The organism is Pseudoalteromonas sp. JSTW, from assembly GCF_013423925.1.
GTDB lineage: Bacteria > Pseudomonadota > Gammaproteobacteria > Enterobacterales > Alteromonadaceae > Pseudoalteromonas > Pseudoalteromonas lipolytica.
Genome location: NZ_CP058972.1, coordinates 1,839,039 through 1,864,485 on the forward strand (window position 1 = coordinate 1,839,039; position 25,447 = coordinate 1,864,485).

At 40.9% G+C, this 25,447-nt stretch carries 22 protein-coding genes; 11 read left to right on the forward strand and 11 right to left on the reverse strand.

What is annotated here, in order from left to right:
• Positions 1 to 158: 158 nt before the first annotated feature.
• The 6 genes from GZH31_RS08470 to GZH31_RS08495 all read left to right on the forward strand — a co-directional run bounded on the left by GZH31_RS08470 (position 159) and on the right by GZH31_RS08495 (position 7,036).
• Positions 159 to 1,805 (forward strand): electron transfer flavoprotein-ubiquinone oxidoreductase, encoded by a 1,647-nt coding sequence (locus GZH31_RS08470; protein WP_180310844.1) that lies wholly within the window; start codon positions 159 to 161, stop codon positions 1,803 to 1,805.
• Positions 1,806 to 2,172: 367 nt separating this feature from the next.
• Positions 2,173 to 2,637: an acyl-CoA thioesterase gene (locus GZH31_RS08475; RefSeq protein ID WP_036968300.1), complete on the forward strand. Its 465-nt coding sequence runs from the start codon at positions 2,173 to 2,175 to the stop codon at positions 2,635 to 2,637.
• 207 nt (positions 2,638 to 2,844) lie between these two features.
• On the forward strand, positions 2,845 to 3,417 hold the full coding sequence (locus GZH31_RS08480; protein ID WP_036968298.1) for an outer membrane beta-barrel protein: 573 nt from the start codon (positions 2,845 to 2,847) through the stop codon (positions 3,415 to 3,417).
• 98 nt (positions 3,418 to 3,515) lie between these two features.
• Complete coding sequence (gene tsaA / locus GZH31_RS08485) at positions 3,516 to 4,220, forward strand: tRNA (N6-threonylcarbamoyladenosine(37)-N6)-methyltransferase TrmO (protein WP_036968295.1); 705 nt, start codon at positions 3,516 to 3,518, stop codon at positions 4,218 to 4,220.
• 113 nt (positions 4,221 to 4,333) lie between these two features.
• Positions 4,334 to 6,058 (forward strand): proline--tRNA ligase, encoded by a 1,725-nt coding sequence (locus GZH31_RS08490; RefSeq protein WP_180310845.1) that lies wholly within the window; start codon positions 4,334 to 4,336, stop codon positions 6,056 to 6,058.
• Between the two features lie 144 nt (positions 6,059 to 6,202).
• On the forward strand, positions 6,203 to 7,036 hold the full coding sequence (locus tag GZH31_RS08495; RefSeq protein ID WP_180310846.1) for a UDP-2,3-diacylglucosamine diphosphatase: 834 nt from the start codon (positions 6,203 to 6,205) through the stop codon (positions 7,034 to 7,036).
• 5 nt (positions 7,037 to 7,041) lie between these two features.
• On the opposite strand, the gene GZH31_RS08500 is transcribed toward GZH31_RS08495, so the two are convergent.
• The 4 genes from GZH31_RS08500 to GZH31_RS08515 all read right to left on the reverse strand — a co-directional run bounded on the left by GZH31_RS08500 (position 7,042) and on the right by GZH31_RS08515 (position 13,051).
• Positions 7,042 to 10,080 carry an ATP-binding protein gene (locus GZH31_RS08500; protein ID WP_180310847.1) on the reverse strand — a complete coding sequence of 1,013 codons (3,039 nt, stop codon included), beginning with the start codon at positions 10,078 to 10,080 and terminating at the stop codon, positions 7,042 to 7,044.
• Positions 10,081 to 10,252: 172 nt separating this feature from the next.
• Entirely contained in the window at positions 10,253 to 11,461 is a 1,209-nt protein-coding gene (locus tag GZH31_RS08505) for an ABC transporter permease (protein WP_065979954.1), read from the reverse strand.
• The gene (locus GZH31_RS08510; RefSeq protein ID WP_180310848.1) at positions 11,454 to 12,242 is read right to left on the reverse strand and encodes an ABC transporter ATP-binding protein; all 789 of its coding nucleotides are present in this window, start codon (positions 12,240 to 12,242) and stop codon (positions 11,454 to 11,456) included. The genes GZH31_RS08505 and GZH31_RS08510 overlap by 8 nt, the downstream gene beginning before the upstream one ends.
• Complete coding sequence (locus tag GZH31_RS08515) at positions 12,239 to 13,051, reverse strand: DUF3025 domain-containing protein (RefSeq protein ID WP_036968279.1); 813 nt, start codon at positions 13,049 to 13,051, stop codon at positions 12,239 to 12,241. The genes GZH31_RS08510 and GZH31_RS08515 overlap by 4 nt, the downstream gene beginning before the upstream one ends.
• Positions 13,052 to 13,162: 111 nt before the next feature.
• On the opposite strand from GZH31_RS08515, the gene GZH31_RS08520 reads away from it, so the two are divergent.
• Together GZH31_RS08520 and GZH31_RS08525 are read left to right on the forward strand one after the other, a co-directional pair.
• Positions 13,163 to 14,788, forward strand: a complete 1,626-nt coding sequence (locus GZH31_RS08520) for a M28 family metallopeptidase (RefSeq protein ID WP_065979956.1) — start codon at positions 13,163 to 13,165, stop codon at positions 14,786 to 14,788.
• Positions 14,789 to 14,859: 71 nt separating this feature from the next.
• The gene (locus tag GZH31_RS08525) at positions 14,860 to 16,032 is read left to right on the forward strand and encodes a putative manganese transporter (RefSeq protein WP_180310849.1); all 1,173 of its coding nucleotides are present in this window, start codon (positions 14,860 to 14,862) and stop codon (positions 16,030 to 16,032) included.
• Between the two features lie 54 nt (positions 16,033 to 16,086).
• Here GZH31_RS08525 and GZH31_RS08530 read toward each other — a convergent pair whose 3' ends face one another.
• The 7 genes from GZH31_RS08530 to seqA all read right to left on the reverse strand — a co-directional run bounded on the left by GZH31_RS08530 (position 16,087) and on the right by seqA (position 23,948).
• Positions 16,087 to 16,425, reverse strand: a complete 339-nt coding sequence (locus GZH31_RS08530; RefSeq protein WP_065979958.1) for a DUF805 domain-containing protein — start codon at positions 16,423 to 16,425, stop codon at positions 16,087 to 16,089.
• Between the two features lie 94 nt (positions 16,426 to 16,519).
• Positions 16,520 to 18,091, reverse strand: a complete 1,572-nt coding sequence (locus tag GZH31_RS08535; RefSeq protein WP_180310850.1) for a dihydrolipoyllysine-residue acetyltransferase — start codon at positions 18,089 to 18,091, stop codon at positions 16,520 to 16,522.
• A gap of 8 nt (positions 18,092 to 18,099) precedes the next feature.
• Positions 18,100 to 19,077: an alpha-ketoacid dehydrogenase subunit beta gene (locus GZH31_RS08540; protein WP_036968262.1), complete on the reverse strand. Its 978-nt coding sequence runs from the start codon at positions 19,075 to 19,077 to the stop codon at positions 18,100 to 18,102.
• Positions 19,077 to 20,291 carry a thiamine pyrophosphate-dependent dehydrogenase E1 component subunit alpha gene (locus tag GZH31_RS08545; RefSeq protein WP_036968259.1) on the reverse strand — a complete coding sequence of 405 codons (1,215 nt, stop codon included), beginning with the start codon at positions 20,289 to 20,291 and terminating at the stop codon, positions 19,077 to 19,079. Before GZH31_RS08545 ends, GZH31_RS08540 begins: the two co-directional genes overlap by 1 nt.
• 269 nt (positions 20,292 to 20,560) lie before the next feature.
• On the reverse strand, positions 20,561 to 21,616 hold the full coding sequence (gene astE / locus GZH31_RS08550; RefSeq protein ID WP_180310851.1) for a succinylglutamate desuccinylase: 1,056 nt from the start codon (positions 21,614 to 21,616) through the stop codon (positions 20,561 to 20,563).
• Between the two features lie 81 nt (positions 21,617 to 21,697).
• Positions 21,698 to 23,335, reverse strand: a complete 1,638-nt coding sequence (gene pgm / locus GZH31_RS08555; RefSeq protein WP_075593545.1) for a phosphoglucomutase (alpha-D-glucose-1,6-bisphosphate-dependent) — start codon at positions 23,333 to 23,335, stop codon at positions 21,698 to 21,700.
• 16 nt (positions 23,336 to 23,351) lie between these two features.
• On the reverse strand, positions 23,352 to 23,948 hold the full coding sequence (gene seqA, locus GZH31_RS08560) for a replication initiation negative regulator SeqA (RefSeq protein WP_036968250.1): 597 nt from the start codon (positions 23,946 to 23,948) through the stop codon (positions 23,352 to 23,354).
• Positions 23,949 to 24,079: 131 nt separating this feature from the next.
• Between seqA and GZH31_RS08565 the strand changes: the two genes are divergently transcribed.
• The 3 genes from GZH31_RS08565 to ybfE all read left to right on the forward strand — a co-directional run bounded on the left by GZH31_RS08565 (position 24,080) and on the right by ybfE (position 25,446).
• Positions 24,080 to 24,847 (forward strand): alpha/beta fold hydrolase, encoded by a 768-nt coding sequence (locus GZH31_RS08565; RefSeq protein ID WP_036968246.1) that lies wholly within the window; start codon positions 24,080 to 24,082, stop codon positions 24,845 to 24,847.
• A 96-nt stretch (positions 24,848 to 24,943) separates the two neighbouring features.
• Positions 24,944 to 25,165, forward strand: coding sequence for a DUF2788 domain-containing protein (locus GZH31_RS08570; RefSeq protein WP_036968243.1), 222 nt, complete (start codon positions 24,944 to 24,946; stop codon positions 25,163 to 25,165).
• Positions 25,166 to 25,167: 2 nt separating this feature from the next.
• Entirely contained in the window at positions 25,168 to 25,446 is a 279-nt protein-coding gene (gene ybfE, locus GZH31_RS08575; protein ID WP_004586673.1) for a LexA regulated protein, read from the forward strand.
• Position 25,447 lies beyond the last annotated feature (1 nt).

The window sequence follows — 25,447 nt, forward strand, 5'->3', positions numbered from 1 at the left end:
TCTACGTCAACTTATTTATTTTATGATTTCAGACTACTTCCTGTTGACGTAAACGTCAACCTAAAATAACCTTAAAGTATTCACAGCCTGTAACGTTTCATTTGCAAGTATGAAATACGGTTCTTTTAATGCAGGTCCGTCACTGATAAGAGGTTTATATGGTCGAACGCGAAACCATGGAATTTGATGTTGTTATCGTAGGCGCAGGCCCAGCGGGTTTATCAACAGCTATTCGATTGGCACAACAAGCACAAGAAAAACAACAAGAATTAATGATCTGTGTGGTAGAGAAAGGCTCTGAGGTGGGCGCGCATATTTTATCGGGTGCAGTATTCGAGACACGCGCACTTGATGAGCTACTCCCAGATTGGCAATCATTAGGAGCGCCTGTTTCAACAAAAGTGACTCAGGATGACATTTATTGGTTTAATAACAGTGAAAAAGCCACCAGCATCCCCCACTTTGCGAGCCCCAAAACGTTCCACAATGATGGCAACTATATTGTTTCGATGGGCAATGTATGTCGATTTTTAGCTGAACAAGCAGAAAATCTAGGGGTAGAAATTTTCCCCGGATTTAGTGCGCACTCTTTAATTATCGAAGACGACACCGTGAAAGGGATTATTACCGGCGATATGGGTCTTGATAAAGACGGTAATGAAAAAGACGGCTATATGCCGGGCATGGAATTAAGAGCAAAATACACAGTATTTGCTGAAGGTTGCCGTGGTCATTTAGGCAAAGAGCTTATTAATCATTTTGCGCTTGATAAAGATGCATCACCCCAGCACTACGGCTTAGGCTTTAAAGAAATTTGGCACGTTGACGAAAGCAAACATAAACAAGGTACTGTGGTTCATGGTACTGGTTGGCCACTAACGGGTGATACAAGCGGTGGTGCGTTTATGTATCACAGCGAGAACAACCAAGTTGTGGTTGGTTTAATTGTCGACCTTAATTACTCAAACCCGCACCTGAGTCCGTTTGATGAATTTCAACGCATGAAACATCACCCAATCTTTAAAGACGTATTAGAAGGCGGTGAACGTATTGCGTATGGCGCTCGTGCGATAGCAAAAGGCGGCCTGCACTCTTTACCAAAAATGCATTTTCCTGGTGGCTTAATTGTCGGGTGTGATGCCGGCACACTGAATTTTGCTAAAATTAAAGGTAATCACACGGCTATGAAATCAGGCATGGTCGCTGCCGATGTGATTGTTGAGGCGCTTGCTCAAGGCAAAGAAAATAGCGATTTAGCTGAATATGCAACCGCATTTGAGCAAAGCTGGGCCTATAAAGAGCTGTATCAATCACGCAACTTTGGCCCTGTTATGCACAAGTTAGGTAAATTTTTGGGTGGCGCATACAACACACTTGACCAAAATATCTTTGCAGGGAAACTTCCCTTCAAGTTTGAAGACAATACACCTGACTATGCAACACTTGATGATGCAAGCAGAGCCGAAAAGATTAGTTATCCCAAACCCGATGGCAAACTGAGCTTTGATAAATTATCGTCGGTGTTTTTATCAAATACGAACCATGAAGAATCTCAGCCTTGTCACTTAAAGCTCAAAGACAACAGCATTCCAATTAACGTAAATTTAGTGAAGTTTGACGAACCAGCACAACGTTATTGTCCTGCAGGGGTTTATGAAGTTCAAGAAATCGAAGGCCAAAAAGAGTTTGTGATCAATTCACAAAACTGCGTGCATTGTAAAACCTGCGATATTAAGGATCCAAGTCAAAACATTTGCTGGGTCACGCCTGAAGGTGCGGGTGGACCAAACTACCCTAATATGTAACGCACGTTACTCATTTAATTACTATTTATCCTAAATTGCAGGGGCTTCGGCCCCTTTTTTAGTCTATGCTTAAGATCTGTTTACCTTTGCAGATTAAGATTTGTTCAAACTTGGGACGCTTAAATCACGGCGCGTGGTTAGTAAGCTAGTGAGCTAAGTAAAAACCGAGCAACAAAGAGTAAAGCGCCCCTAAGCATAACTCAAAGGGGAGCGCCTGTTTGGTTTTGATGCTGCGTTATCGGCTATTCATGGGGATAACCACACGCTATAGCCGCTGCCTTGACTGAATCGCACACAGACTGCTGCAAATTTAACCTTGAAAGGTAAGCAACCCCTTAGTCGTGTTTAAATTTATAGTGAGTGATATATGCCGTCATCAAGTGTAACTTTTCGTTTTTTAGCTGAGCCTACTGATGTGAACTTTGGAGGTAAAGTACACGGAGGTGTTGTAATGAAATGGATAGACCAAGCAGGCTATGCCTGTGCAGCGGGTTGGAGCGGTCACTACTGTGTCACCGTGTCTGTTGCTGGCGTTAAATTCCAGCGCCCAATTCTTGTCGGACAAATTGTTGAAGTTAAAGCCAGTATTGCGCATACCGGTAAAACAAGTATGCAAATTTTTATTCAAGTGCGTTGCGGCGACCCTAAAACACAAAACTTAGTCGAAACAAATCACTGTGTTATTAGTTTCATAGCAATGGATGAAGCGGGTTACCCTATCGCGGTACCGACCTACACAGCTGAAACTGATGAAGAAAAGAAAATCGAAAACTACGCAATTAAAATGAAAGAGATTGCCATTGAAACAGAAACATTACTGCAAAAAGCGTAGTTAAGTAACTTCTACATAGCTGATTGAAATTGTTGCGCATATGAAACTGAACAGCTGATCACTGATTAATCATACTGCGCAAAAAAAGCCTAAAACAGTGTTAAAACCAATACTTTAAGCGTATAAAATATGTTGGCATATTCAGTGCAGTAGTTCCTACGAGCGATATGAATACATCGTTTATTTATTTTTTAAAGGAGCTATTAAATGATTAAAGTAATTTCAATTTCTGCACTTTCTTTAGCACTACTTGGTTTTAATAATGCTGCCCATGCAGATACTTCCGAAATGGATTCTCCTCGTATTTATACTGGTATTGGTTATGGTCAATACTCTTTCCAATTTGAAGACAGTGAAAACGACACCGATTTCGATGATGATTCACAAATGCTTAAAGGCTACATAGGGACACAGTTCAATAAGTACTTAAGCCTAGAGCTTGCCTATCAAAACTTTGATGAAGCAAGTGACATTGATTCAAAAGTAGAGCTTGATGGTATTTCCCTCGCAGCGAGGCTTGCTGCCCCCATTACTGAGAGCTTTTCAGTGTATGCGAAAGGCGGGTGGCTTGAATGGGATGCCGAAGTGGAACAAGATTTAGGTGATCTTGGCAGCATTAGTGCAGATACAGATGGCGGCGATGTATTTTATGGCGCAGGTATTGAGTATGCTTTTACTACCAATATGCAAGTACGTTTTGAGTATGAGCGTTATGAGCTTGAAGATGATATTGACCCTGATATGGATGTCGCATCGGTCTCTTTTCAGTACATGTTTTAATTTAGACCACTTAGTTTAAATGTTTAAAGGCAGCCCAGACTGCCTTTTTTTGTGTTTGCATGTAAAATGATGGCAGTTTTTCCTAATTACAACGCATTATGAGCGAATATCAATTAACGGCTGTCGGGCATATCCATTCTCCTTATAAACAAAAGTTTGCCATACCACGGCAACCACGTTTAGTACCCGAAGCAAAAGCAAAACTCGTTTTTACAGCTGATTTCAATCGTGAAGAATTTGTGCGTGGCCTCGATGAGTTTAGTCATATTTGGCTGCTATTTAGATTTCATGAAACAGCAGACAAAGGCTATTCAGCTATGGTACGCCCTCCTCGCTTAGGGGGTAACGAGCGTAAAGGTGTATTTGCAACGCGTGCCACGTTTAGACCCAACGCAATCGGTATGAGTGCCGTAAAACTTGAAGGCATTGAATACAAAAATGGCCAGTTGAGCTTATTGTTATCGGGTATTGATTTACTTGATGGCACGCCTATTTTAGACATCAAACCCTATTTACCTTACTCAGATGCAATGCATGAGGCCAGTGCTGGCTTTGCCGACACCCGCCCAGAAACAGATATGAGTGTAGAATTTAGCGAAGAATCGCTTGCTTTTATCGCTAAACAAACCGATTATCCCGAATTAAAAGCCTTTATCAGCAATGTGTTAAAGCAAGACCCACGCCCTGCTTACAAAAAGCAACGTGAATCAACACAAAGCTACGGCATGACATTATATGATTTTAATATTCGTTGGTTTGTTACTGGCGACCATAATACTGTAACCAGCATCGAAAAATGCTAGTTTTTAACACTTAGCGCTTTAGTGTCACCGCTTCCGCTGGTAAACTGAGCGCCTTGTTACTACTCAAATGATTTGAGTAAACGATAATAATTTTAACACTACTTGGAATAGAGATGCGTACCAGTCAATATATACTCGCAACACTTAAAGAAACTCCGTCTGATGCTGAGATTGTTTCTCATCAATTAATGCTACGAGCTGGCATGATCCGCCGCGTTGCGTCGGGTTTATACACGTGGTTGCCCTCTGGTTTACGCGTACTGAAAAAAGTAGAAAACATTGTACGTGAAGAAATGGATAAAGCCGGCGCAATCGAAATGCTAATGCCGATTATCCAGCCAGCTGACTTATGGGAAGAATCGGGCCGTTGGGAGCAATTTGGTCCTGAATTACTGCGTATTAATGACCGCCACAATCGCCCATTCGCACTTGGTCCGACGCACGAAGAAGTTATCACTGATTTCGTTCGTAAAGAAGTAAGCTCATATAAACAACTTCCACTGACTCTTTATCAAGTACAAACAAAAGTACGTGATGAAGTGCGTCCTCGTTTTGGTGTGATGCGTGCACGCGAATTCACCATGAAAGATGCGTATTCTTTCCATTTAAGTGACGAGTGTTTAGAAAAAACATACCAAGTAATGCACACAGCATACTGCAATATCTTTGAGCGTCTGGGTCTTGATTACCGTCCAGTTATTGCTGATACCGGCTCTATTGGTGGTAGCGTGTCGCATGAGTTTCATGTACTGGCTGAATCTGGTGAAGATGCCATTGCATTCAGTGATGCAAGTGATTACGCAGCAAATATCGAAAAAGCTGAAGCGCTTGCACCAACAGATGCACGTCCAGCAGCGACAAAAGAGCTTAAGGTATTCCCTACGCCAGATGCAAAAACAATTGCTGAGCTAAAAGAGCATTACGGGGTTAAACCTCATCGTGGCGTTAAAACACTGATTGTGTATGGCGCACCTGATGAAAACGAACAACGTGGTTTAGTGGCTCTTATCGTACGTGGTGATCATGAATTAAATGAACTAAAAGCAGAGAAACACCCGCTTGTTGATTCACCTCTTGAAATGGCTAAAGAAGAAGACATCGTTGCGGCCATTGGCGCGAAACCAGGCTCACTAGGCCCTGTTGGTCTAAACATGCCTATTATTGTAGACCGCACTGCCAATGTAATGGCTGACTTTGTTGCCGGTGCAAACAAAGATGGCGAGCACTTTAGCGGCATTAATTGGGACCGCGATGTTGAAAACTATGAAGTTGCCGATATTCGTAATATTGTTGAAGGCGATCCTAGCCCATGTGGCCAAGGTACGTTACAAATTAAGCGCGGTATTGAGGTTGGTCATATCTTCCAACTGGGTACTAAATACTCTGAAGCAATGAAAGCAGGTGTATTAAGCGAGTCAGGTAAAAATCAGATCATGACAATGGGTTGTTATGGTATTGGTGTATCGCGTATCGTTGCGGCAGCCATTGAACAAAATAATGATGAATACGGTATTAAATGGCCACAACCTATTGCACCGTTTGATTTAGCCATCGTTCCTATGAACATGCATAAATCTCATCGTATTCCTGATATTGCAAACAACTTATATGACGGTCTAAAAGCGCAAGGTATCGATGTGTTATTTGATGACCGTAAAGAGCGTCCAGGTGTTATGTTCAACGACATGGAATTACTCGGTGTGCCTTACACACTGGTCATTGGTGAACGAAACCTAGATGAGAATAAAGTTGAGCTTAAAAACCGTCGTACGGGTGAAAAGCTCATGCTTGATTTAGACACTGCAATCGCTGAAATTGCGGCATTAGTAAAAGGCTAAACCTTTTACGCTATCTCAGTTAAAAAAACCGCTTCGGCGGTTTTTTTGATCATGAGCACTTTGTCATAGATGTTTCGCTAAACCGTCTTTTTAATGTCACCTTCTATCCCTAGCATTTAGCTTATTACACCATGAGTAAATGCCATGAATAACACGACTAGCAGTAATAAAACTCACTATCCTGCCGTTTGGATTTCCGACGTTCACTTAGGTTACAAAGACTGCCAAGCTCAGTATTTATTAAACTTTTTAAATTCTATCGAATGTGATGTACTTTACCTTGTTGGCGATATAGTTGATTTATGGTCAATGAAACGGCAGTTTTTCTGGCACCCAAGTCACTATGATGTACTTGCGCTTATTCAAAAAAAAGCCAAAGACGGTACGCGTGTTATTTACATACCAGGAAACCATGATGAAACTTTTCGTCATTACGCCAACGAGTCATTATTTGGTATAGAAGTTCATAAAAAATATATACACACCACGAAGGCGAATAAACGTTTTTTACTTTTGCACGGTGATGACTTTGATTCAGCAACCCGTTACAACAAGCTAATTAGCATAGCGGGTGATGCTGGATATGATTTTTTACTCTTTTTAAACCGCTGGACAAACCGAATTAGACGTTTATTTGGAGGGAATTACTGGTCACTTGCTTCGTGGGTCAAAGCACGCGTACACAAAGCGCGTGCAGCAATTGAAGCCTTTGAAAATGCAGCAATTCATGAAGCAAAAAAACAAGGCGTTGATGGCATTATATGTGGTCATATTCATCACCCTGCGGTGAAAATTGTCGATCATATTGTGTATTGCAATGACGGAGATTGGATAGAAAACTGCACAGCGCTTGTTGAAAACAGTTGCGGGAAAATCGAGCTACTACATTGGAGCGAAACACAAAAAGTCATTCACTCTGCAGATATCAGCAAACTAAACCCAACCCCCGCCTTCGACAAAAGCCAAGATGCGGCATAAGCTGTTTAACCTTTGAGCCACATCGACAATTTATTGCGTAATGTGGCTTGCTTAATGGGTTTTGTAATGTAATCGTTCATGCCAACACTTAAACACTTTTCTCTGTCGCCAGCCATGGCACTGGCTGTCATAGCAATGATGATCACATCTTGATAAGCATCGCCTGCTTTACCTTGTCTGATTTCCTTTGTGCAGTCATAACCATTTAAGTTGGGCATTTGACAGTCCATTAAAATCAAATCGAATATTGTCTTACTATTTTTCAAAAGTTCTAATGCTTCAAAGCCATCATTGGCTGATTCAATAGTTACATTGCTGTCGCGAAGGATGGCTTTACTCACTTCAATATTAATTAAATTATCATCAACGATAAGAATATGTTTATCGCTCAAATCAATTCTAACTTGCTCTTTATCTGTGCTTTTAACATGCTCAACAAACTGCTGACTATTATTCAATAATAGCGCTAATCGATAGCTTAATTCATCAGGCGTAATGGGTTTTGCAATCACCATTACATTAGCTGGTAAGTCATATTTTTTGGCAAGTGATGACATAACCCCTAAGATGAGTGCATGTTTTTGCAGATGATTTCTCGCCCAATTCAACACTAGCTCGAATAAGGGATGTTTGTGCTCAACAATCACTAAATCAAGTAACTTAAGTTCTGCCTCTGTCACGTTATTTAACCTAAGTAGCTGTTTGGGTGCAGGCTCTGATAGCATAGTAAGTTGTTTTTCAAGGTTGGTTGCCAATTTATCGTACTGCACCGCGATACCCATCCGTTTTTCAGGTAATGCTGCAATAACACTGTGTTGTATGGATATGTCTGAAGGTGCGACACAAACACTTGCGATAAAACAGCTGCCCTTCCCTTTTTCGCTTTCTACTATGATATCACCGCCCATAAGTTGCGATAACTTGCGACTGATTGACAAACCAAGGCCGCTTCCACCGTAATGACGCGTTGTACTCGAGTCTTCTTGGGTAAACACCTCAAAAAGCTTATCTTGATTCTCTTTTGAAATTCCAATCCCAGTATCACACACCGAAAAATTCAACATTAGCTTATTTTTCTCAACAGACAGCTGTGTAACTGTTAGGCTAACATGCCCTTGGTGGGTAAATTTAAAGGCGTTACTTAACAGGTTATTTAAGATTTGTTTTAGTCGATGACTGTCACCCATAACCGTTCTTCGTGTAATGCCACTGCAATCAAAAAGTACTTCAATGCCTTTTTTCTGTCCTTGCACTGCCATCGATGTCACTAAATCACTGCACACAGATACCAGATCAAATTCGTGACAGTCTAAATCGAGTTTGCCTGCCTCGATTTTCGAAAAATCAAGAATATCGTTTATCAGCGTCATTAAAGAATTAGCGCTACTATTCGCGTAATGTAAATATTTTTTTTGCTGTGGGGTAAGCAGTTCTTCTTCAAGCATTTCTAGCATACCGAGTACACCATTCATCGGGGTCCGAATTTCATGGGAAATATTGGCAACAAACTGACTTTTAGCTTTACTTGCCGCTAATGCTTTTTCGGTTGCTTCTTCAAGCTCGGCTGTGCGCATCTTTACTTTTTCTTCCAGTGAACCATTGAGCTTTTCAAGCTGATGTTGAGCACATTTCAGCGAATCAATATTGCGTAATATTGCCGCTATTTGAAATTCTTGATTAGCCGCATCAAAAATAGGAGCCATGGTAATCGAAAAGTAGTGGGTATTTTCATCGGCAATATGTACCGCTTCGAATGAGCACCGTTTTCCTTCTTTAAGTGCCTGAGCAATGCCCTGAAAATCTTCGTCATTGTAGTTAAATAATTCATCAAATTGGGTGTGTTGCTCTTCAATTCCAAAAAACTCTTTCGCTGTTTTATTCGCATTATCGATAACACCGTTTGCTTTTATCATAATAATGGCATCGGATGAGCTTTCGATTATTTTGCTATTCTTCTCCTTAAGAAAGCTTAGCTCGAGTTTACGATTAATATCTCGCTGGTAAATAATGAACAAGATAACGACTGCTACAATGATTAAACAGAGCATGGCTATAAATCTGTAGCGCTTTTGCTTTATTTCATACAGTAAGTTTTCAGTATCAATTGCCACTGCTATCGTTAACGGCTCCATTTGAATACCATTTTGAAACGCTATCTCCTCTTTCAAAAAAAGCCTGTCAGGTAAGTTCACCACGTCAAAGAGATCAACGTGCGCCATATCATGATTACTATTAAATTCTTCGTACCAAAAATGCGCATCGCCTTTTTCAAAACTAAAACGGTATGCTTCATTTGGATGATAGATAAATTGTTGTTTTGCATTTAAAAGAAAAACATTAAATTTTCGCGGGGTTCCTTCTATTAAGCCTTGAATTAAATCGTCTGCATAATAGTTAATGATTAACACCGCGAAAGGGTCACCATTGGCATCTTTAATCAGCTTAGAGACTCGGTACGTGCTTACATAAGGAACTTGAAGTGCACCGTTTTCACGATTGTAATTAATAGGTGACACATAAATATGGCCATTAGTTAATTGACGGGTGATTTGCATGTAATCACGCTGACCTTTGTGCTGTAAATTTTGCTCAGCAATACGGCTGACTTTGCCGTTTATGTTGTCTACACGTACAACCTCTTTGCCGTTATCAGCGACATATATGTAGCGTGCTTGCGCTAAATCTTTGTCGGTTGCCATAAACCCGCTAAATATTTTAGCTAAGCGGTCTTTCCAGGCTGAAATGGGCGTGCCTAACACAGGGTCGATATTATTTTCATTTGTGGCCCGCATAATCGCCATGATCGGCGGGGTTGCATCAAGGAAGTTTAAAGCTGAAATATTCTCTCTTAACGTCGTAGTAAAGGTCGACTTTTTTGCTGAAAGCTCTCGCTGCATTTGCTCATAAGTTCGTTTGTAGACATCTTCACGCGTATCAATTTCATATTTTACGGTTGCTAAGCACGCCATTATGACAAGGACAATAAATGCAAATATAGGTAACTTGTGTAGCACTATTAAACGCGATAATTTTTCAGAATCCATTGAACAAAAAGCCTTATTTACCACCTTGTAAATAGTATAGGAGAATTTCATGATAAAGATGGGGGAAAGATAAAAAATTATAATTAATTATGACTACCTACAGCAGCGTTCGCTAGAAACGAAAAAAGCACCAAAACGGTGCTTTTAATCGTATAAATAACTGACTTATTGACTATCTAAATAGCACATCTTCTTTATTAAACCACTTAACGCAGAAAGCCAATAACGCCCCCGCCACAATAACGGTGGCTAAGAAAATGAGCCCAACGAGGGTGTAATCAACAGTGCCTTTAATAATCTCTTTAATCGCTAAGGCAACATTCGTTACCGGAATAAACGCCGTTTTGCTGGTGAGCTCTACGTTAGGCATTAGCGCAATCATAATCGGGAAAATAACCCCAATACTCAGCGGTGCCATGTAGTTTTGTGCTTCTTTAAAGGTACGTGCGTAAATAGAAATCGCGAGCGCAAGCGATGAAAAAATGGCCGCAATTGGAACGAGTAATATAAAAATCAATCCCAAATCAAACACAGTTAATGAGCTAAATGCTGTTTTAACAACGGCTAAATCAACAAATGCGATAGCAACAGACACCCAAATTCCCATACTGAGTACCGTAATCGTCGTTGTTGCGATAGATGAAGCGAGTAATGTAATAAATTTACCAAGAACCAGCTGCGTACGTGTGATTGGCGTAAGTAAAAGAGTTTCCAGCGTACCGCGCTCTTTTTCTCCCGCACCTAAATCAATCGCTGGGTAGGTTGCGCCCATTAAAACCAGTGGGATCAATAAATAAGGAATAAACCCGCCAATTTTTTCACCCAGATTTTCACGTTTATCAGCCGTATCCACTTTCACGACTTTTATAGGCTCGATAATCGCAGCCTGTTGCTGCTCTGATACACCAAAACTTAACAGCTTGGTAGTACGCAGTTTATCGCCATACTCTTTGGCAAGTTCTTTTACACGGTCAAACAAAAAGTTAATCGCTTTTGCATCGTTATACACGACTTGCCATTCACTCTGTTTGGCATTATCTAACGTTTGTTTGGCATCTGAGGGTAAGTATATCCCCATGTCAATCGTGCCAGCTTTAACTGCATTTGTTAAATCTTCAACTGAATTGAACGTTTCTTCGCCTTTATACTGTGAAAAGCTTTTATGATAAAAAACTTTGTCTGTAAACTCTTGTGCGTATTGACCATTAATAATGGCGTAGGTATGCACTTCTTGCTCAGCCTCTAACGCAGCCTGCGAGCTAATAAAGGCCATAATTGCAAATAACAATGGAAAAATAGCAACAGGTAGCGCAACCACAAATATGAGTGTTTTACGGTCGCGTAATAGCTCTTTTAATTCCTTTTTAAATACTTCAAACATCACGACTCTCCGTTAAAATATTCATAAACGCTTGGTTCAGCACGTGACTTTGTCCTGTTTGTTTAAATTCATCTAACGTGCCATCAAAGCAGCTAAGCCCTTGATTAATAACTGCGACACGGTCACATAACAAGGCGACTTCATCTAAATGATGCGTTGAAAAAATAACCGGTGTGCCCTGCTCTTTCAGGCCTTTAATAAAGTTAATAACGGTTTGTGTGGTCATAATATCAAGGCCAGTGGTTGGCTCGTCAAGTATGACGACGTCTGGCTGGTGGATCACTGCACGCGCTATATTGGCTTTTTGTTTCATACCTGTAGAAAGGTTTTCGGCGCGTTTATCAATAAAACTGTGCATATCAAGTAAAGTAAACAATTCGTCACAACGTGATGCAATCAGTTTCTTATGCATACCATGCAGGCGTGCAAAGTATTCTATATTTTCTTTGACGGTTAATCGCCCATACAACCCAGTGCTGCCTGATAAAAAGCCAATTGATTTTCGTCCAATCAATGGCTTTTTAACAATATCGTGACCAGAGATAGTAATGCTGCCCTCATCTGGTTTCAATGCGGTAGAAATCATTCTAAGTGTCGTTGTTTTACCCGCACCATTTGGACCAAGTAAACCCAATACTTCACCTTTATCGCAGTGAAAACTGACATCTCTTACAGAGTGAAAAAATTGCTTATCTTCACGGGGATCGATTTTATCCGTGTTGTTTTTTTTATGATCTTTCGTCAGCTTAAATTTCTTTTTAAGCCCTGCTACTTCAATCATGTTCGTTTCCTTCGTTTCGGTCTAAAGTAATCTGTATTACTGTAAAATTCTGGATTTTCATTGTCGGTCCACCACCCTGGCACACCTAACAAAGGGAGTGGCGATAAGTTTTTATTATCACGCAAACAATCATCAAACTTAATCATCTCATAAAGGCGTTGATCTAGATATGCATATTGACTGCTTAAATCTTTACAAAATATGTCATCAGGAACAACGATAAACAACGCCTTGCCTGTCAAACCTATATAAGGTTGAGTGAGCATTTCATAATTTGCATGACCAAACATATAAGGACGAATAGTGCGCCCCCATTCTTCGCGCTTATCAACAAATGCATGTTCCCATTGATGATCACGCAATTGTTGTTGCCATTGCGTGTGTGTAATTGCAAGCACAACACCACATTCATCAAACAATGTTAGGGCGTTTCGGTGTTTACTTCGCTCTTTTAGACCATGTAGTTTAATTTCTTCAATATGTTGATGGTTTATCAGTGACTTTGTTTTTGGAAACAAACACCAAATAAACCCACCAAAGAGATCGTGCCAATTCTGTTGCCGCGTCGGCACGTGGCCCGTTTCGAATATAATTTGTTCATAGTAACGGCTTTCATCAGCAAACTGCTCGTCTTCAACAAAGCGAATAGCTTGGCCTTGCGACGTTGTGGCATTTAAAAATTGTGAAAACCATTGGCAACTCGGCCAATCAGTCAATTCATGAATTTTGAATAAATCGGCTAAGTCGGCAAATGCGCCGGTGGTTAAATACTGTGTTGACCACTGCTCTGGCGGTGTAAATCGTTTCATGGGCTATTACATTTAACTTCTTGAAGCTTTACGCTAGTTTACCGTAAAAACTGGTTCTCATTAATAGAACCTCATATACTATTGCCATCTTAAAACAAAAAAAGAGCTATTATGAAACGCTATTTTCCAATGACAGTACTCGCAAGCGCTATTCTTGCAGGCTGTGCTTCAACAAGTATTACTTCTGATGATGTAGAAAAAGCCTATCAAAGCATTAATTCAGCACAATTAGCTGAGCATATTAAAGTGCTTGCTTCAGATGAGTTTGGTGGTCGTGCACCTTCATCAAAAGGTGAAGAATTAACCCTTGCTTACCTAACAGAGCAATTCAAAGCGCTTGGTTACCAACCAGGTAATGGTGATAGCTTCTTACAAGAAGTGCCTCTGGTATCCCTTGAAGCCGACCCTAACATGGTCCTTACTATCGGTGGTAAAGATTATGAGTATAAAAAAGACATGGTCATGGGCAGTAGCCGTATCAGCGCACAACAAAGCATCAAAGATTCTGAACTCGTGTTTGTTGGTTACGGTGTTAACGCCCCTGAATATAACTGGAACGACTACGAAGGCTTAGACGTTGAAGGTAAAACAGTGGTTATGCTGGTCAACGACCCTGGTTTTGCTACAAAAGATCCGGCGCTATTTACCGGCGATGCGATGACCTATTATGGTCGTTGGACGTATAAATATGAAGAAGCGAGCCGCCAAGGTGCCGCAGGTGCAATTATTATTCACGAAACCGCACCGGCCTCTTATCCTTGGTCTGTGGTTGAAAACTCATGGAGTGGCGAACAGTTTGGTTTTCAAAAAGAAAACAACAATATGGACCGTGTTGCGGTTGAAGGTTGGGTAACGACAGATGTCGCTAAAGAGCTTTTCACAAAAGCAGGCTTAGACTTCGATACCATGAAAGCCAACGCAGCAAAAGGTGCATACCATGTTGATATGGGCGATTTAACCGCGAGCGTAACTGTAAATAATACGATTAAAAAGTCAATTTCATATAACTTCATTGCGACTTTGCCTGGTAGCGAAAAACCAGACGAGCATGTTATATACTCAGCTCACTGGGATCACTTAGGCACTGATAAAACCCGTAAAGGTGATCAGATTTATAACGGTGCACACGATAATGCGACAGGCACTGCGGGTTTAATTGAGGTTGCTGAAGCATTTACAAGTTTACCGAAGCACCCTAGCCGCTCAATGACCTTTTTAGCTGTTACCGCTGAAGAGCAAGGCTTACTTGGCTCTAAGTATTACGCTGCTAACCCCGTTATTCCTGCTAAAAATACTGTTGCCAACATTAATATGGATAGCTTGAACTTGCTCGGTAAAGTAAAAGATATCAGTGTTGTTGGTATTGGTAAGTCAGAAATGGACACGTTATTAGAAACGGCAGCTAAGGCACAAGATAGAACTGTTTCGGGCGATCCTAAACCTTCATCAGGTGGCTACTACCGCTCAGATCATTTTGCATTTGCAAACATGGGCGTGCCTGCAATGTATGCAGGCGGTGGAAGTGTTGCTTTTGATGAAGAAACGGCCTCTTACCGCAAGCGCATGAGTTTAGTGCTTCGTGGTTGTTATCATCAACCTTGCGATCGTTACCGTGATGAATGGGATCTTTCGGGCGCAGTTCAAGACCTTCAGTTATTCTATCAAGTTGGTTTTGATATCTCTGAGCGTGAAGAATGGCCTAAATGGAATGAGAGCTCAGAATTCCAACGCAAATAGATGCAAATGATATTGATTTTCATTTAAAGTAATAATACAGTGTAATCTGATTAATTTTTAGGTTGCACTGTATGATTTTATTAACACAATCGAGATTCTTTTCTCAAAAAGCGAGGTGTTATATTACGGACAATAAGCGCTTATTCTTGCCCCTTTTAATTCTTATTGCCCTTGTTGTACCAGCAACTCGCGGGTTTACCTTACAAGCATTAAGCGATGCTTTTTTTCAGGTTTCTGTTTTCGTAGCCGCAACCCTATTAATCTATTACTATTTAATTGATCGCCTTCCCCAACTGCAATTAAGCTATTTACGCGCAAGATCTGGTTTTTTAGAGGTGAGCTTTGCCTCTATATTGGGCGCATTACCCGGTTGTGGCGGAGCAATCATTGTTGTCACTCAATTTACTAAACGACAAGCAAGCTTTGGTTCTGTGGTTGCGGTATTAACAGCCACAATGGGTGATGCTGCATTTTTACTACTCGCAACCCGCCCACTTGATGGCCTTATTATGATGCTTTTAGGCGTGTGTGTGGGCATCATCAGCGGACAAATCGTTAACCTTTTTCATAGTCGGCACCGCTTTCAGCCTTCACAGCCAAGCGACTATATTGAAGAGCCACAATGTCAGCCAAAAGCAATCCAATTTAGCCGACCTATTTGGAAGTTTTCACTGATCCCAAGTGTGATCATCGCTTTTTTAATTGCTATGAATGTTGAGCAAACACTTTTTAGCCAACCTATTATCGATATCATCAGTGTGTTTGGATCGATAATGGCCTTGTTTGTGGTTGTTATCTGGGCGTTGTCGTCAAAAGGTCAAAATTACAAACAAATTACCAGCGAAGAAGCGCCCTGCACCCCACCTTCAAAGTTAACGAAAGTCTTGATGGATACACACTTCGTGACTGCCTGGGTTGTCGCTTCGTTTATGGTATTTGAGATTTTTGTTAATGTGGTGGGTGTTGACCTGACTGGTTGGTTTTCTGACTATGCCTATTTAGCCCCCTTGATAGCTGTTGCCATAGGACTGCTTCCGGGTTGCGGACCACAAATTGTCGTTATGACTCTTTATATTCAAGGCATTATTCCGTTTAGCGCGATGGCTGCAAACGCAATCTCTAATGATGGTGATGCCCTGTTCCCTGCAATAGCGCTGGCTCCACGAGCCGCAGTGGTCGCCACTGTTTATTCGTCAATCCCAGCCTTGATTGTTGGTTACGGTTTATATTTTTACGGTCTTTAGTGTAGAGATTAAACGCACAATGCCCTATGAAAACAGGGCATTGTGTGACGAGTGCTATTTAGGACATGGGCCGTACTGATTGTGTTCTTTTTCTGAGTCTAAAACACAGAACACAATAACGATAAGCACACCAACAACAGGTAATAAATACAAGAGTTGCCACCAACCTGACCGGCCAGTATCATGAAGACGTCTGGTGGTTGCACTTAATGATGGTATAAAAAGCGCTAATGCATAAATACTGCTAATAATCTCTTCGCCTAGTAAGCTATCAATTAAGCCGCAAAGCATCGCAAATAGCAGGTAAAAGAGGATAAACATCCAATATGACTGACGACGTATGCGCCCGGTAAAGTCGGCATATCTATTCAACGCTTCTTTAAAGTGCTCCATTTAATTCCTTGTAAAATATCGTTATTTATACACATTCACTTAAACATCATACATAAAAAAACCAGCCGAAGCTGGTTTTTTAATAACGAATAAATTAGCTCATTGCCATCATCATTTTTGCGGGATCTTCTAAGTAAGATTTCCACAAATTATTGAATCGAGCAATAGTACCGCCATCGATAACACGGTGGTCACCAGACCAGCTCACTTGCATAATAGCTGCCGATACCACATGACCATTTTCATCAAAGCGCGGTAGATGCTGTAATTTACCTAATGCGACAATTGCCACCTCAGGCTTATTGATGATCGGGGTTGCAATTGTGCCTCCAATCGCACCAATATTAGAAATACTGATTGTTCCACCCTTTAAGTCATCAGGTGATACACGACCATCACGAGCGGCTTCTGTTAAACGAGTAACTTCATTTGCAACATCAACAATGCTCTTCGACTGGCATGATTTAATATTAGGCACTAATAAACCAATCTTCGAATCTACTGCCATACCAATATTATGATCATCAAAGTACGTCAACTCCGTACACTCATCGTTTACTTGCGAGTTAAGCACTGGGAACTGCTTAATTGCAAGCGACAACGCTTTGATAAAAAATGGCATCATAGTGAGCTTAACGCCCTGCTGTTTATACTGCTCTTTTAAATCAGTACGCAGTGCAATAAGTTTTGTTAAATCGATTTCGTCACAGAATGTAAAATGAGGAATTGTCGATACTGACGCAACCATTTGCTTAGCCATCGCTGCTTTAATGCCTTTAATTGGCTCAACACGGCTTCCGCCTGTCGCTACCACAGGTGTTGATTGTGATGTTGCTGACGAAACAGTTTCAGTGCGTGCTTGGCTTTGACCCTCATTTAAGAAGTCTTCAATATCCTGCTTATAAATACGGCCATTTTTACCCGAACCTGGCACTTGCGTTAAATCAACATCTAGCTCACGGGCTTTACGACGCACTGCCGGTGATGCAACTGCTTTTTTGTTAAGCTGTTTATTTGCAGCAGGCGTTGCTGGTTTTTCTGAAGGTTTATTGGCCGCGTTAGTTTGTGCTTTAACAACCGCTGAGCTGACATCAGGCTCGGCAGTATGACCTTCGATACTCATTTGGAATAACGGGCTGTGTACCGCAGCAATATCGCCTTTTTGATAGTAAAGCTTTTCGACTTTACCCGTGTATTTAGCCGGAATTTGAACCAAAGCTTTGTCTGTCATCACATCACAAACGGCATGATCTTCTACTATTTCATCACCTTCGCTGACTAACCACTCAACGATTTCGCATTCAACAATACCTTCACCAATGTCTGGCAAGATAAAGTCTTCTAAATACGAGCCTGAGGTTGCAGTTTGCGGTGTTGGCTGTGCAGCGGTATCGTCTGCTGCTTCAACTGTTTGGCTTGGCGTTTCACCATCAACATCCATTGCAAATAAAGGAGCATGCACTTTTGCAATATCGCCTTTTGCGTAATATAACTTGCTGATCACACCATCGTGCACTGCTGGAATTTGTACAAGTGCTTTGTCGGTCATTACGTCACAAATAGGCTGATCCTCTTTTACCGTATCACCCTCTGCAACTAACCACTCAACGATTTCACACTCTACGATGCCTTCGCCGATATCTGGTAAGATAAAATCTTTAGACATACTGACTCCTAAAACTCAACTGATTGCTTAATCGCAGCAAGCACTTTGTGCGCATCTGGCACATATTCTTTTTCAAGGGCGAGTGGGTACGGCGTATCTAAACCACACACACGCGCAATTGGCGACTCTAAGTGTAAGAAACACTCTTGTTGAATAGTCGCAACAATCTCGGCCCCAAAACCATTGGTAATTGGCGCTTCGTGGCTAACAATTAGGCGTCCTGTTTTAGTAACAGATTTAGCAATTGTTTCAACGTCCCAAGGTAAAATTGTACGTAAGTCAATAACTTCACAACTTATACCCTGTTCAGCTGCTTTTTTCGCTGCGTCTTCAATGATTTCCATCTGCGCACCCCAAGCAAGTAAGGTAACGTCAGTACCTTCTTGAACAACTTCGGCTTTACCAAGCTCAATGCTGTAATCTTCTTCAGGCACTTCACCGGTTGATGCACGGTATAAACGCTTAGGCTCAAAGAAAAGAACCGGGTTGTTGTCCTTGATTGATGCACGTAATAAACCTTTAGCTTGATAAGGGTTACGTGGCACAACCAATTTTAAACCTGGGGTATGTGCAAAATAAGCTTCAGGCGATTGTGAATGATATAAACCACCTGCAATCCCGCCACCATACGGCGTGCGAATTGTTAAATTACCCACGTTAAATTCATTACCACTGCGGTAACGGAATTTAGCTGATTCATTCACAATTTGGTCAAATGCAGGGAAAATATAATCAGCAAATTGAATTTCTGCTAATGCAGGCGCACCGAATGCAGCAAGGCCATTGGCAAAACCTAAAATACCTTGCTCAGTCAAAGGTGTATTGAATACACGATGCTTACCGTATTTCTCTTGTAAGCCTGAGGTTGCACGGAATACACCACCAAAATAGCCAACATCTTCACCAAAAATACAGGCATTTGGGTGCTCTGCCATGGTAATATCAAGGGCAGAATTAATTGCATGAAGCATGTTCATTTTAGCCATTACTTTAATCTCCCTGCAGTCGTTGGATAAGCATCAGGATGCTGCAAAATGTGTTGTTTTAATTCTTCGTATTGTTTTTGCAGTGATGGAATTGGCGTATCGTATACATCAGAGATAAGTTCTTCTAACGCTGGTTTCGCCACTTTTTCTGCACGTTTAAGTGCCGCTAAAATTTCTTCACGAATGGTTTCTTTATCTTTCGCATCTTGGGCTTCATCTAACCACCCCTGCTTAAGTAACCACTTGCGAAAACGCTCAATTGGGCAACCTTGATGTTTGGCTTCTTCGTCTTTACTGCGGTAACCACTTGGATCATCACTCGTAGAGTGTGCACCTAGTCGATAAGCAATCGACTCAATCAGTACCGGCTCACCATGGGTTGTAACGATTTCACGTGCTTTCTTAGTCGCAGCATAGACAGCAAGTGCATCTGCACCGTCAACTCGAATAGTTTTAATGCCATAACCAACACCGCGTGATGCAATACCGTCACCTTTAAATTGCTCATCTGCAGGCGTTGAAATCGCATAGCCATTGTTACGTGCAAAAAAGATAACAGGCGCTTTATGAACCGCAGCCATATTCAAACCAGCATGGAAATCACCTTCTGAGGCAGCACCTTCACCAAAATAACAAATAGTGATGTTATCAATCGTGCTGTTTAAATCACCCGTTTCTGCATCAATGTGACGTACTTTTTGACCGTATGCGTAACCCGTAGCCTGCGGGATTTGTGTCCCTAGCGGCGACGATATAGTCATATAGTTAAGTTCGCGAGAGCCATAGTGTATTGGCATTTGGCGACCTTTACCTAAGTCTTTCTCATTCGAGAACATCTGATTCATAAATTGGTCTAGGCTAAAACCACGATAACGTAATGCCGCTTGTTCGCGGTACTGCGCCATAATCATGTCATTTTGATCAAGCGCTGCAGCCGAGGCAGTCACCGCCGCTTCTTCGCCTAAACATTGCATATAAAAACTAACACGACCTTGACGCTGTGCCGCTTGCATACGCTCATCAAGCGCACGAATAAATCGCATTGTCTCATAAAGACGAATTGCGGTGTCTTTGTCGATATCAGGTGCTGTTGCACCTTCATAGATGTCGCCTTCCTCATTAAGAATGCTTAATGTAGGGATTTTTAATGCGTGACCATCAATAAATGACAGTTCATGATTAATATTCAGCGATACGTTATTTGGATTACTCATAACCTACCTTCTTTCGTTGTCAGATACATACGCTACTGCCCTTATTTGAATTTTTATCAGCAAAAGCTGTAAGGATAAAGTTTGCGTAATTTTCAATCTATTTAAATTAAACTGCCGACACTTTACGTTAACGTAAGTTGTTATTCAACTAATCATAGACGAATAGTCGATAAATCGCTAAACATGCATGGAAAGTTAACTATACAACAATAAATTTTATTTAATATCATATAGTTAACTGTATTTTGGTGGGTGTAAATGCAACTATTTTAAATAAAGTTGCTATCAACTTGCATTGGAATAACCGTCAATAATGCACGCTGACCTAAGGCTACATCAGCATTTGGGAAGATTATAGCTTCACCCTCAACCTCAGCCACATACCTGGTCTGACCATCAGTTGCTAATAATTCACCTTTCGCAAAGCCCGTAAAATTTTCTACGTCATCTGCGAATGGAAAACTAAAGTCTTCGCACGTTCGGTTTATTGTTCTATAAACTGAAAAAAGCTCAAAATCAGATGCATTAAAACAACCATATTCAACACTTTCTTGACTAATTAATGCAATTAAAGTTTCTTTGGTTTTCGCAAAGCGTGACATATCATTCTCACCAAACGCTTTAACTTGACCGAGCTCAACGGTAAATGAGTCAGCGCCATGGACAAATGACGAGTAGTAGCTAAAGGTTGTCGCTGCCGACTTCATCATTAATACGGTGTTTACGCCACAGCTTAATAAAAACTGCAATTGTGATTTTTTCCACGGTTTGCCATGTAAGTACGGATACACAGCAAATTTTTCATTTTTTGAACCACGAATAGCAGTATGCAAATCATAATGACAACGCGCGCTACCTTCGCTGCCACGACTGAAAAAGTCACTGACAACATCTTCTAATTGTTTTGCGCGCACACGCTCAGGGTTTGAAGCAATGCCCTCTTGGGTATGATGACCATTGAATAAACGATTTAAGTTTTCTTCAACAAATCGCTTACCGATATTTATTGATTTTGGGTTACCAAAAATAAACAGCACGCGTTGTTTTAAGGTCATCTCTTCTTTAATTATTGCACTAATTAACTGATCGCAAATTTCAATCGGCGCTGTTTCATTACCGTGTATCGCACTTGATAACACAATATCTTTATTGCTTGCTGTTGCAGGCTGAAACTCGATAATCCCTGTGTCATGGACAGTCACATTTGTCCCATTCGTTAACGTGAATGATGAATAAGGTAATGAAAATTCGTTTTCACGAGTTAAGCTTAGAAAATCACCCGACGCTTTAAGCGCATCCAGGTAAGTAGCTGATGAGTAGCTCATGGTCTGATCCTAATATTACGTGAGAGTAGAATACAAAAACGGCTGATTAAATCAGCCGTTATAATAAAAAAGAAAGATAAATTAGCGGATAACAGAATCAACTAATTTTTTGGCTTCTTTTTCTAGTAATGCGAGGTGTTCTTCACCTTTGAATGATTCAAGGTAAATTTTATAAATATCTTCCGTACCTGAAGGCCGCGCAGCAAACCAACCATTTTCAGTTACGACTTTTAAACCACCTATCGCCGCGTTGTTACCCGGTGCATGGGTCAGCTTTTGAATGATTTCATCACCTGCAAGTGTATTGGCTTTCACATCGTCAGCTGATAACGCTTTTAGGCGCGATTTTTGTTCAGCATTCGCAGGCGCATCGATACGCTTATAAATCGGCGCACCAAACTCTTGTTCAAGCTCTTTGTAAAGCGCTGAAGGTGTTTTGCCTGTTACCGCTAAGATCTCAGCGGCTAGTAAGCCAAGAATGAAACCGTCTTTGTCTGTATTCCACACGGTACCATCAAAGCGCAAGAATGAGGCACCTGCACTTTCTTCGCCACCAAAGGCTAAAGCGCCACTACTTAACCCTTCAACAAACCATTTAAAGCCAACCGGCACTTCTTTTACTTTACGGTTGTTGCGCGCAACGACCTTATCAATCATGCCGCTTGAAACAAGCGTTTTGCCAATTGCCACATCTGCAGACCAATCGCGGTGATTTAATAAATAATCAATCGCAACAGCAAGGAAATGGTTCGGATTCATTAAACCATCCGGTGTCACAATACCGTGACGGTCGTAATCTGGGTCATTACCAATACTGATATCGTAATCGTCTTTCAGGGCAATTAAATTCGCCATGGCGTAAGGTGACGAGCAATCCATACGAATTTTACCGTCTTTATCAAGCGGCATAAATGCAAAACGTGGATCGATTGACTTATTTACGACCGTTAGGTCTAAATTGTATTTTTCGGCAATCACTGGCCAAAAGTTAATACCTGACCCCCCTAGTGGGTCGATACCAATTTTAATTTTAGCGTCACTGATGGCTTTCAAGTTAATGATATTCTCTAAATCATTAACGTACGGCGTGATCAAGTCTTGATATTTAATAAAGCCTGAGCGAGACGCTTTTGCAAAAGGAAATAACTCCACCTCAACAAGGTCTTCTAATAAGAGTTGATTTGCTCTGTCTTCAATCCATTTGGTAACGTCTGTATCTGCTGGGCCACCATTTGGCGGGTTATACTTAAAACCGCCATCTTCGGGTGGATTATGAGAAGGTGTAACAACAATCCCGTCAGCTAACTCATTTTGGTTCACTTTATTATGTGACACTACCGCGTGGCTAATTACCGGCGTTGGTGTGTATTCATCATTCTCTTGCGTAATCACTTGTACTTCATTAGCAACAAGGACTTCGATTGCAGAGTTAAATGCCGCTTCACTTAATGCGTGTGTATCTTTACCTAAGAAAAGTGGTCCAAAAATATCGTTTTCTTTACGAAAATCACAAATAGCCTGGGTGATCGCTAAAATATGCGACTCATTAAACTTTACATCGTACGAGCAACCACGATGGCCAGACGTACCAAAGGCAACGCAATGCTCTGGATTTTGTTCTAGGTCTGGTTCATTTAAATAGTAGGCTGAAACCAGCTTTGGTACATTGACTAAGCTTTCTTGAGGTGCAGTTTTACCTGCATCTGGATGAATCGCCATAATATTTCCTTATTGATTATAAGTAATCACGAATCTTTTCTGCTTCATCAGCCGTGTAACCAAGGCACAAGGCGACTTCATGAAGCATCATTTTTTTACGCGTAGTATTAGAGTTTGTCATCACCCAGTATTCTGTATCAGTGATGTTTTTCGGGTTCATACTGCTGCCACTTTCAAGTAACGCTTCTTTACTTGTGGCAAAATAAACGCGGTCACGTCCTTTAATTTCAAGCACGTTAACAAAATCGTCTTTATGTGTTCTGTACAAAGCAGCCAAAATAAATAAGAAACGGCCGACAACGCCTTTTTGCATCGCTAGCTCTTCTTTATTAAGCACATTGAATACATTACCTTTAGCGTATGTCGTTGCTGTGACAGCTGGTTGGCTTTTTGATTCAGGCGCTGCTGATTCTGTGTGTTGTTCCGTGTCTTCTTCTGATTCAACAACGCTGATTTCTTGTTCAGTGTTTGTCGTCGTTGAATGACTGGTCGTTAAAGTGCCATCAGAAAGGTTTAATAAACGACGCAAAATGGTTGATGCACTTTCACCAATACTTTGCGTATTACTCGCGATGTATTGATATAACTCGTCGTCTATGTCGATTTTTTTCATGTTATTCCTGTCTTTACGGGTCACATTTTAAAAGTTCGCAATGATTATACCTAAGCTCGCAGCAATTCTCTATGTTTTGCAATTTGTTATTTCACTAGGCAAAATAGCGCCACTTAAAATAGGAGCTAAAAATGCTATTAAATTACCAGCAAAGCGGCCAAGGTTCGCATGTTGTTTTGATCCACGGATTATTTGGTTCGCTAGAAAACTTAAATGTCATCGCGAAAGCACTGTCAGAAAATTACACAGTGACCAATATCGATTTACGTAATCATGGTAAATCATTCCACAGTGATAGCATGAACTATACGGTAATGGCTGCCGATGTTTTAGAGTTACTGAACCATTTAAATATCAATAAAGCACATATTGTTGGCCATTCAATGGGCGGTAAAGTGGCTATGCAATTAGCACTTAGCTACCCAGAACGCGTTGAAAAACTAGTGGTTATGGATATTTCGCCAGTGGCTAACAAACCTCGCCATAGCGCTATTTTCAAAGGTTTGAACGATGTTGCTAATTCTGCCGTTACAGATAGAAAAGCAGCCGACGAAATACTTGCCAAACAGATTCCCGAGCTTGGCGTACGCCAATTCTTATTAAAAAGTTTTGCCAAAAATGAACAAGGCCAGTATCAGTGGCGGTTTAACTTAGCTGTTTTAGACCAACAATATGAAAATATTTTAGCACAACTTGATGAAAATGATTCTTGTTTATGTGATACTTTATTCATTAAAGGGAATGATTCAGACTATATTTTAGCTGAACATCGCCCTGTTATTATGGCGTTATTTCCAAATTCAAAGGCAAAAATAATTCATGGTGCGGGTCATTGGCTTCATGCTCAAAAACCGCTTGCTGTAAATAAAGCAATCAGTGATTTTTTAGCCTCGAATTAACGTCGATAAAATTCACTGTTTTTGATCGTACGCACTAAATTAATACGATTTTGTGTGGTATAGTACGCGCCGTTTAATTTGAAGGTTTATACGTTGATGGTCAGTCAGTTAATTAACGAATTTGATACCTTAGGGTTGTATTTTGGCTTAGCCGGCATTTTCTTTTTTATTGGTATGGCAATTCAAGACGTACTAAAGAAAGGTGACGTGCCCCGATTTGGCCGATACATCGTTTGGTTAGTGCTATTTTTAGGCTGCTCTGGTTTTATAGCAAAAGGACTTATTCAAGTCTTCTGGCAAGGCGCAGGTGTAGGCTAGGCATGGCAAAGTCAGAAACAGATAGAACAACACCCGATTTATTTGAATACGAAAAGCGTCCTGGTAGACCAAAAACAAATCCCCTACCACGTGACATGCAGTTGAAAGTCAACAAACGTAATCAAATAAAACGAGACAAAGCACGTGGTTTAAAGCGTGTAGAATTTAAGGTTTCATCACAGTTATATCAAGCACTAAGCGATATGGCCGATGCGCAGAATATTAGCCGTAGCGCGTTGATTGAAACAATTTTACAAGAAAGATTGGCTATTGATAGATAGA

Excerpts from the sequence above, each read along its gene's own strand:
- GZH31_RS08495 (WP_180310846.1), top strand. The coding sequence starts at position 6,203 with ATGAATAACACGACTAGCAGTAATAAAACTCACTATCCTGCCGTTTGG.
- GZH31_RS08505 (WP_065979954.1), bottom strand. The coding sequence starts at position 11,461 with ATGTTTGAAGTATTTAAAAAGGAATTAAAAGAGCTATTACGCGACCGT.
- ybfE (WP_004586673.1), top strand. The coding sequence starts at position 25,168 with ATGGCAAAGTCAGAAACAGATAGAACAACACCCGATTTATTTGAATAC.
- GZH31_RS08565 (WP_036968246.1), top strand. The coding sequence starts at position 24,080 with ATGCTATTAAATTACCAGCAAAGCGGCCAAGGTTCGCATGTTGTTTTG.
- seqA (WP_036968250.1), bottom strand. The coding sequence starts at position 23,948 with ATGAAAAAAATCGACATAGACGACGAGTTATATCAATACATCGCGAGT.
- GZH31_RS08475 (WP_036968300.1), top strand. The coding sequence starts at position 2,173 with ATGCCGTCATCAAGTGTAACTTTTCGTTTTTTAGCTGAGCCTACTGAT.
- GZH31_RS08545 (WP_036968259.1), bottom strand. The coding sequence starts at position 20,291 with ATGAGTAATCCAAATAACGTATCGCTGAATATTAATCATGAACTGTCA.
- GZH31_RS08470 (WP_180310844.1), top strand. The coding sequence starts at position 159 with ATGGTCGAACGCGAAACCATGGAATTTGATGTTGTTATCGTAGGCGCA.
- tsaA (WP_036968295.1), top strand. The coding sequence starts at position 3,516 with ATGAGCGAATATCAATTAACGGCTGTCGGGCATATCCATTCTCCTTAT.
- pgm (WP_075593545.1), bottom strand. The coding sequence starts at position 23,335 with ATGGCGATTCATCCAGATGCAGGTAAAACTGCACCTCAAGAAAGCTTA.
- astE (WP_180310851.1), bottom strand. The coding sequence starts at position 21,616 with ATGAGCTACTCATCAGCTACTTACCTGGATGCGCTTAAAGCGTCGGGT.
- GZH31_RS08480 (WP_036968298.1), top strand. The coding sequence starts at position 2,845 with ATGATTAAAGTAATTTCAATTTCTGCACTTTCTTTAGCACTACTTGGT.
- GZH31_RS08540 (WP_036968262.1), bottom strand. The coding sequence starts at position 19,077 with ATGGCTAAAATGAACATGCTTCATGCAATTAATTCTGCCCTTGATATT.
- GZH31_RS08570 (WP_036968243.1), top strand. The coding sequence starts at position 24,944 with ATGGTCAGTCAGTTAATTAACGAATTTGATACCTTAGGGTTGTATTTT.
- GZH31_RS08515 (WP_036968279.1), bottom strand. The coding sequence starts at position 13,051 with ATGAAACGATTTACACCGCCAGAGCAGTGGTCAACACAGTATTTAACC.
- GZH31_RS08535 (WP_180310850.1), bottom strand. The coding sequence starts at position 18,091 with ATGTCTAAAGATTTTATCTTACCAGATATCGGCGAAGGCATCGTAGAG.
- GZH31_RS08525 (WP_180310849.1), top strand. The coding sequence starts at position 14,860 with ATGATTTTATTAACACAATCGAGATTCTTTTCTCAAAAAGCGAGGTGT.
- GZH31_RS08530 (WP_065979958.1), bottom strand. The coding sequence starts at position 16,425 with ATGGAGCACTTTAAAGAAGCGTTGAATAGATATGCCGACTTTACCGGG.
- GZH31_RS08500 (WP_180310847.1), bottom strand. The coding sequence starts at position 10,080 with ATGGATTCTGAAAAATTATCGCGTTTAATAGTGCTACACAAGTTACCT.
- GZH31_RS08490 (WP_180310845.1), top strand. The coding sequence starts at position 4,334 with ATGCGTACCAGTCAATATATACTCGCAACACTTAAAGAAACTCCGTCT.
- GZH31_RS08510 (WP_180310848.1), bottom strand. The coding sequence starts at position 12,242 with ATGATTGAAGTAGCAGGGCTTAAAAAGAAATTTAAGCTGACGAAAGAT.
- GZH31_RS08520 (WP_065979956.1), top strand. The coding sequence starts at position 13,163 with ATGAAACGCTATTTTCCAATGACAGTACTCGCAAGCGCTATTCTTGCA.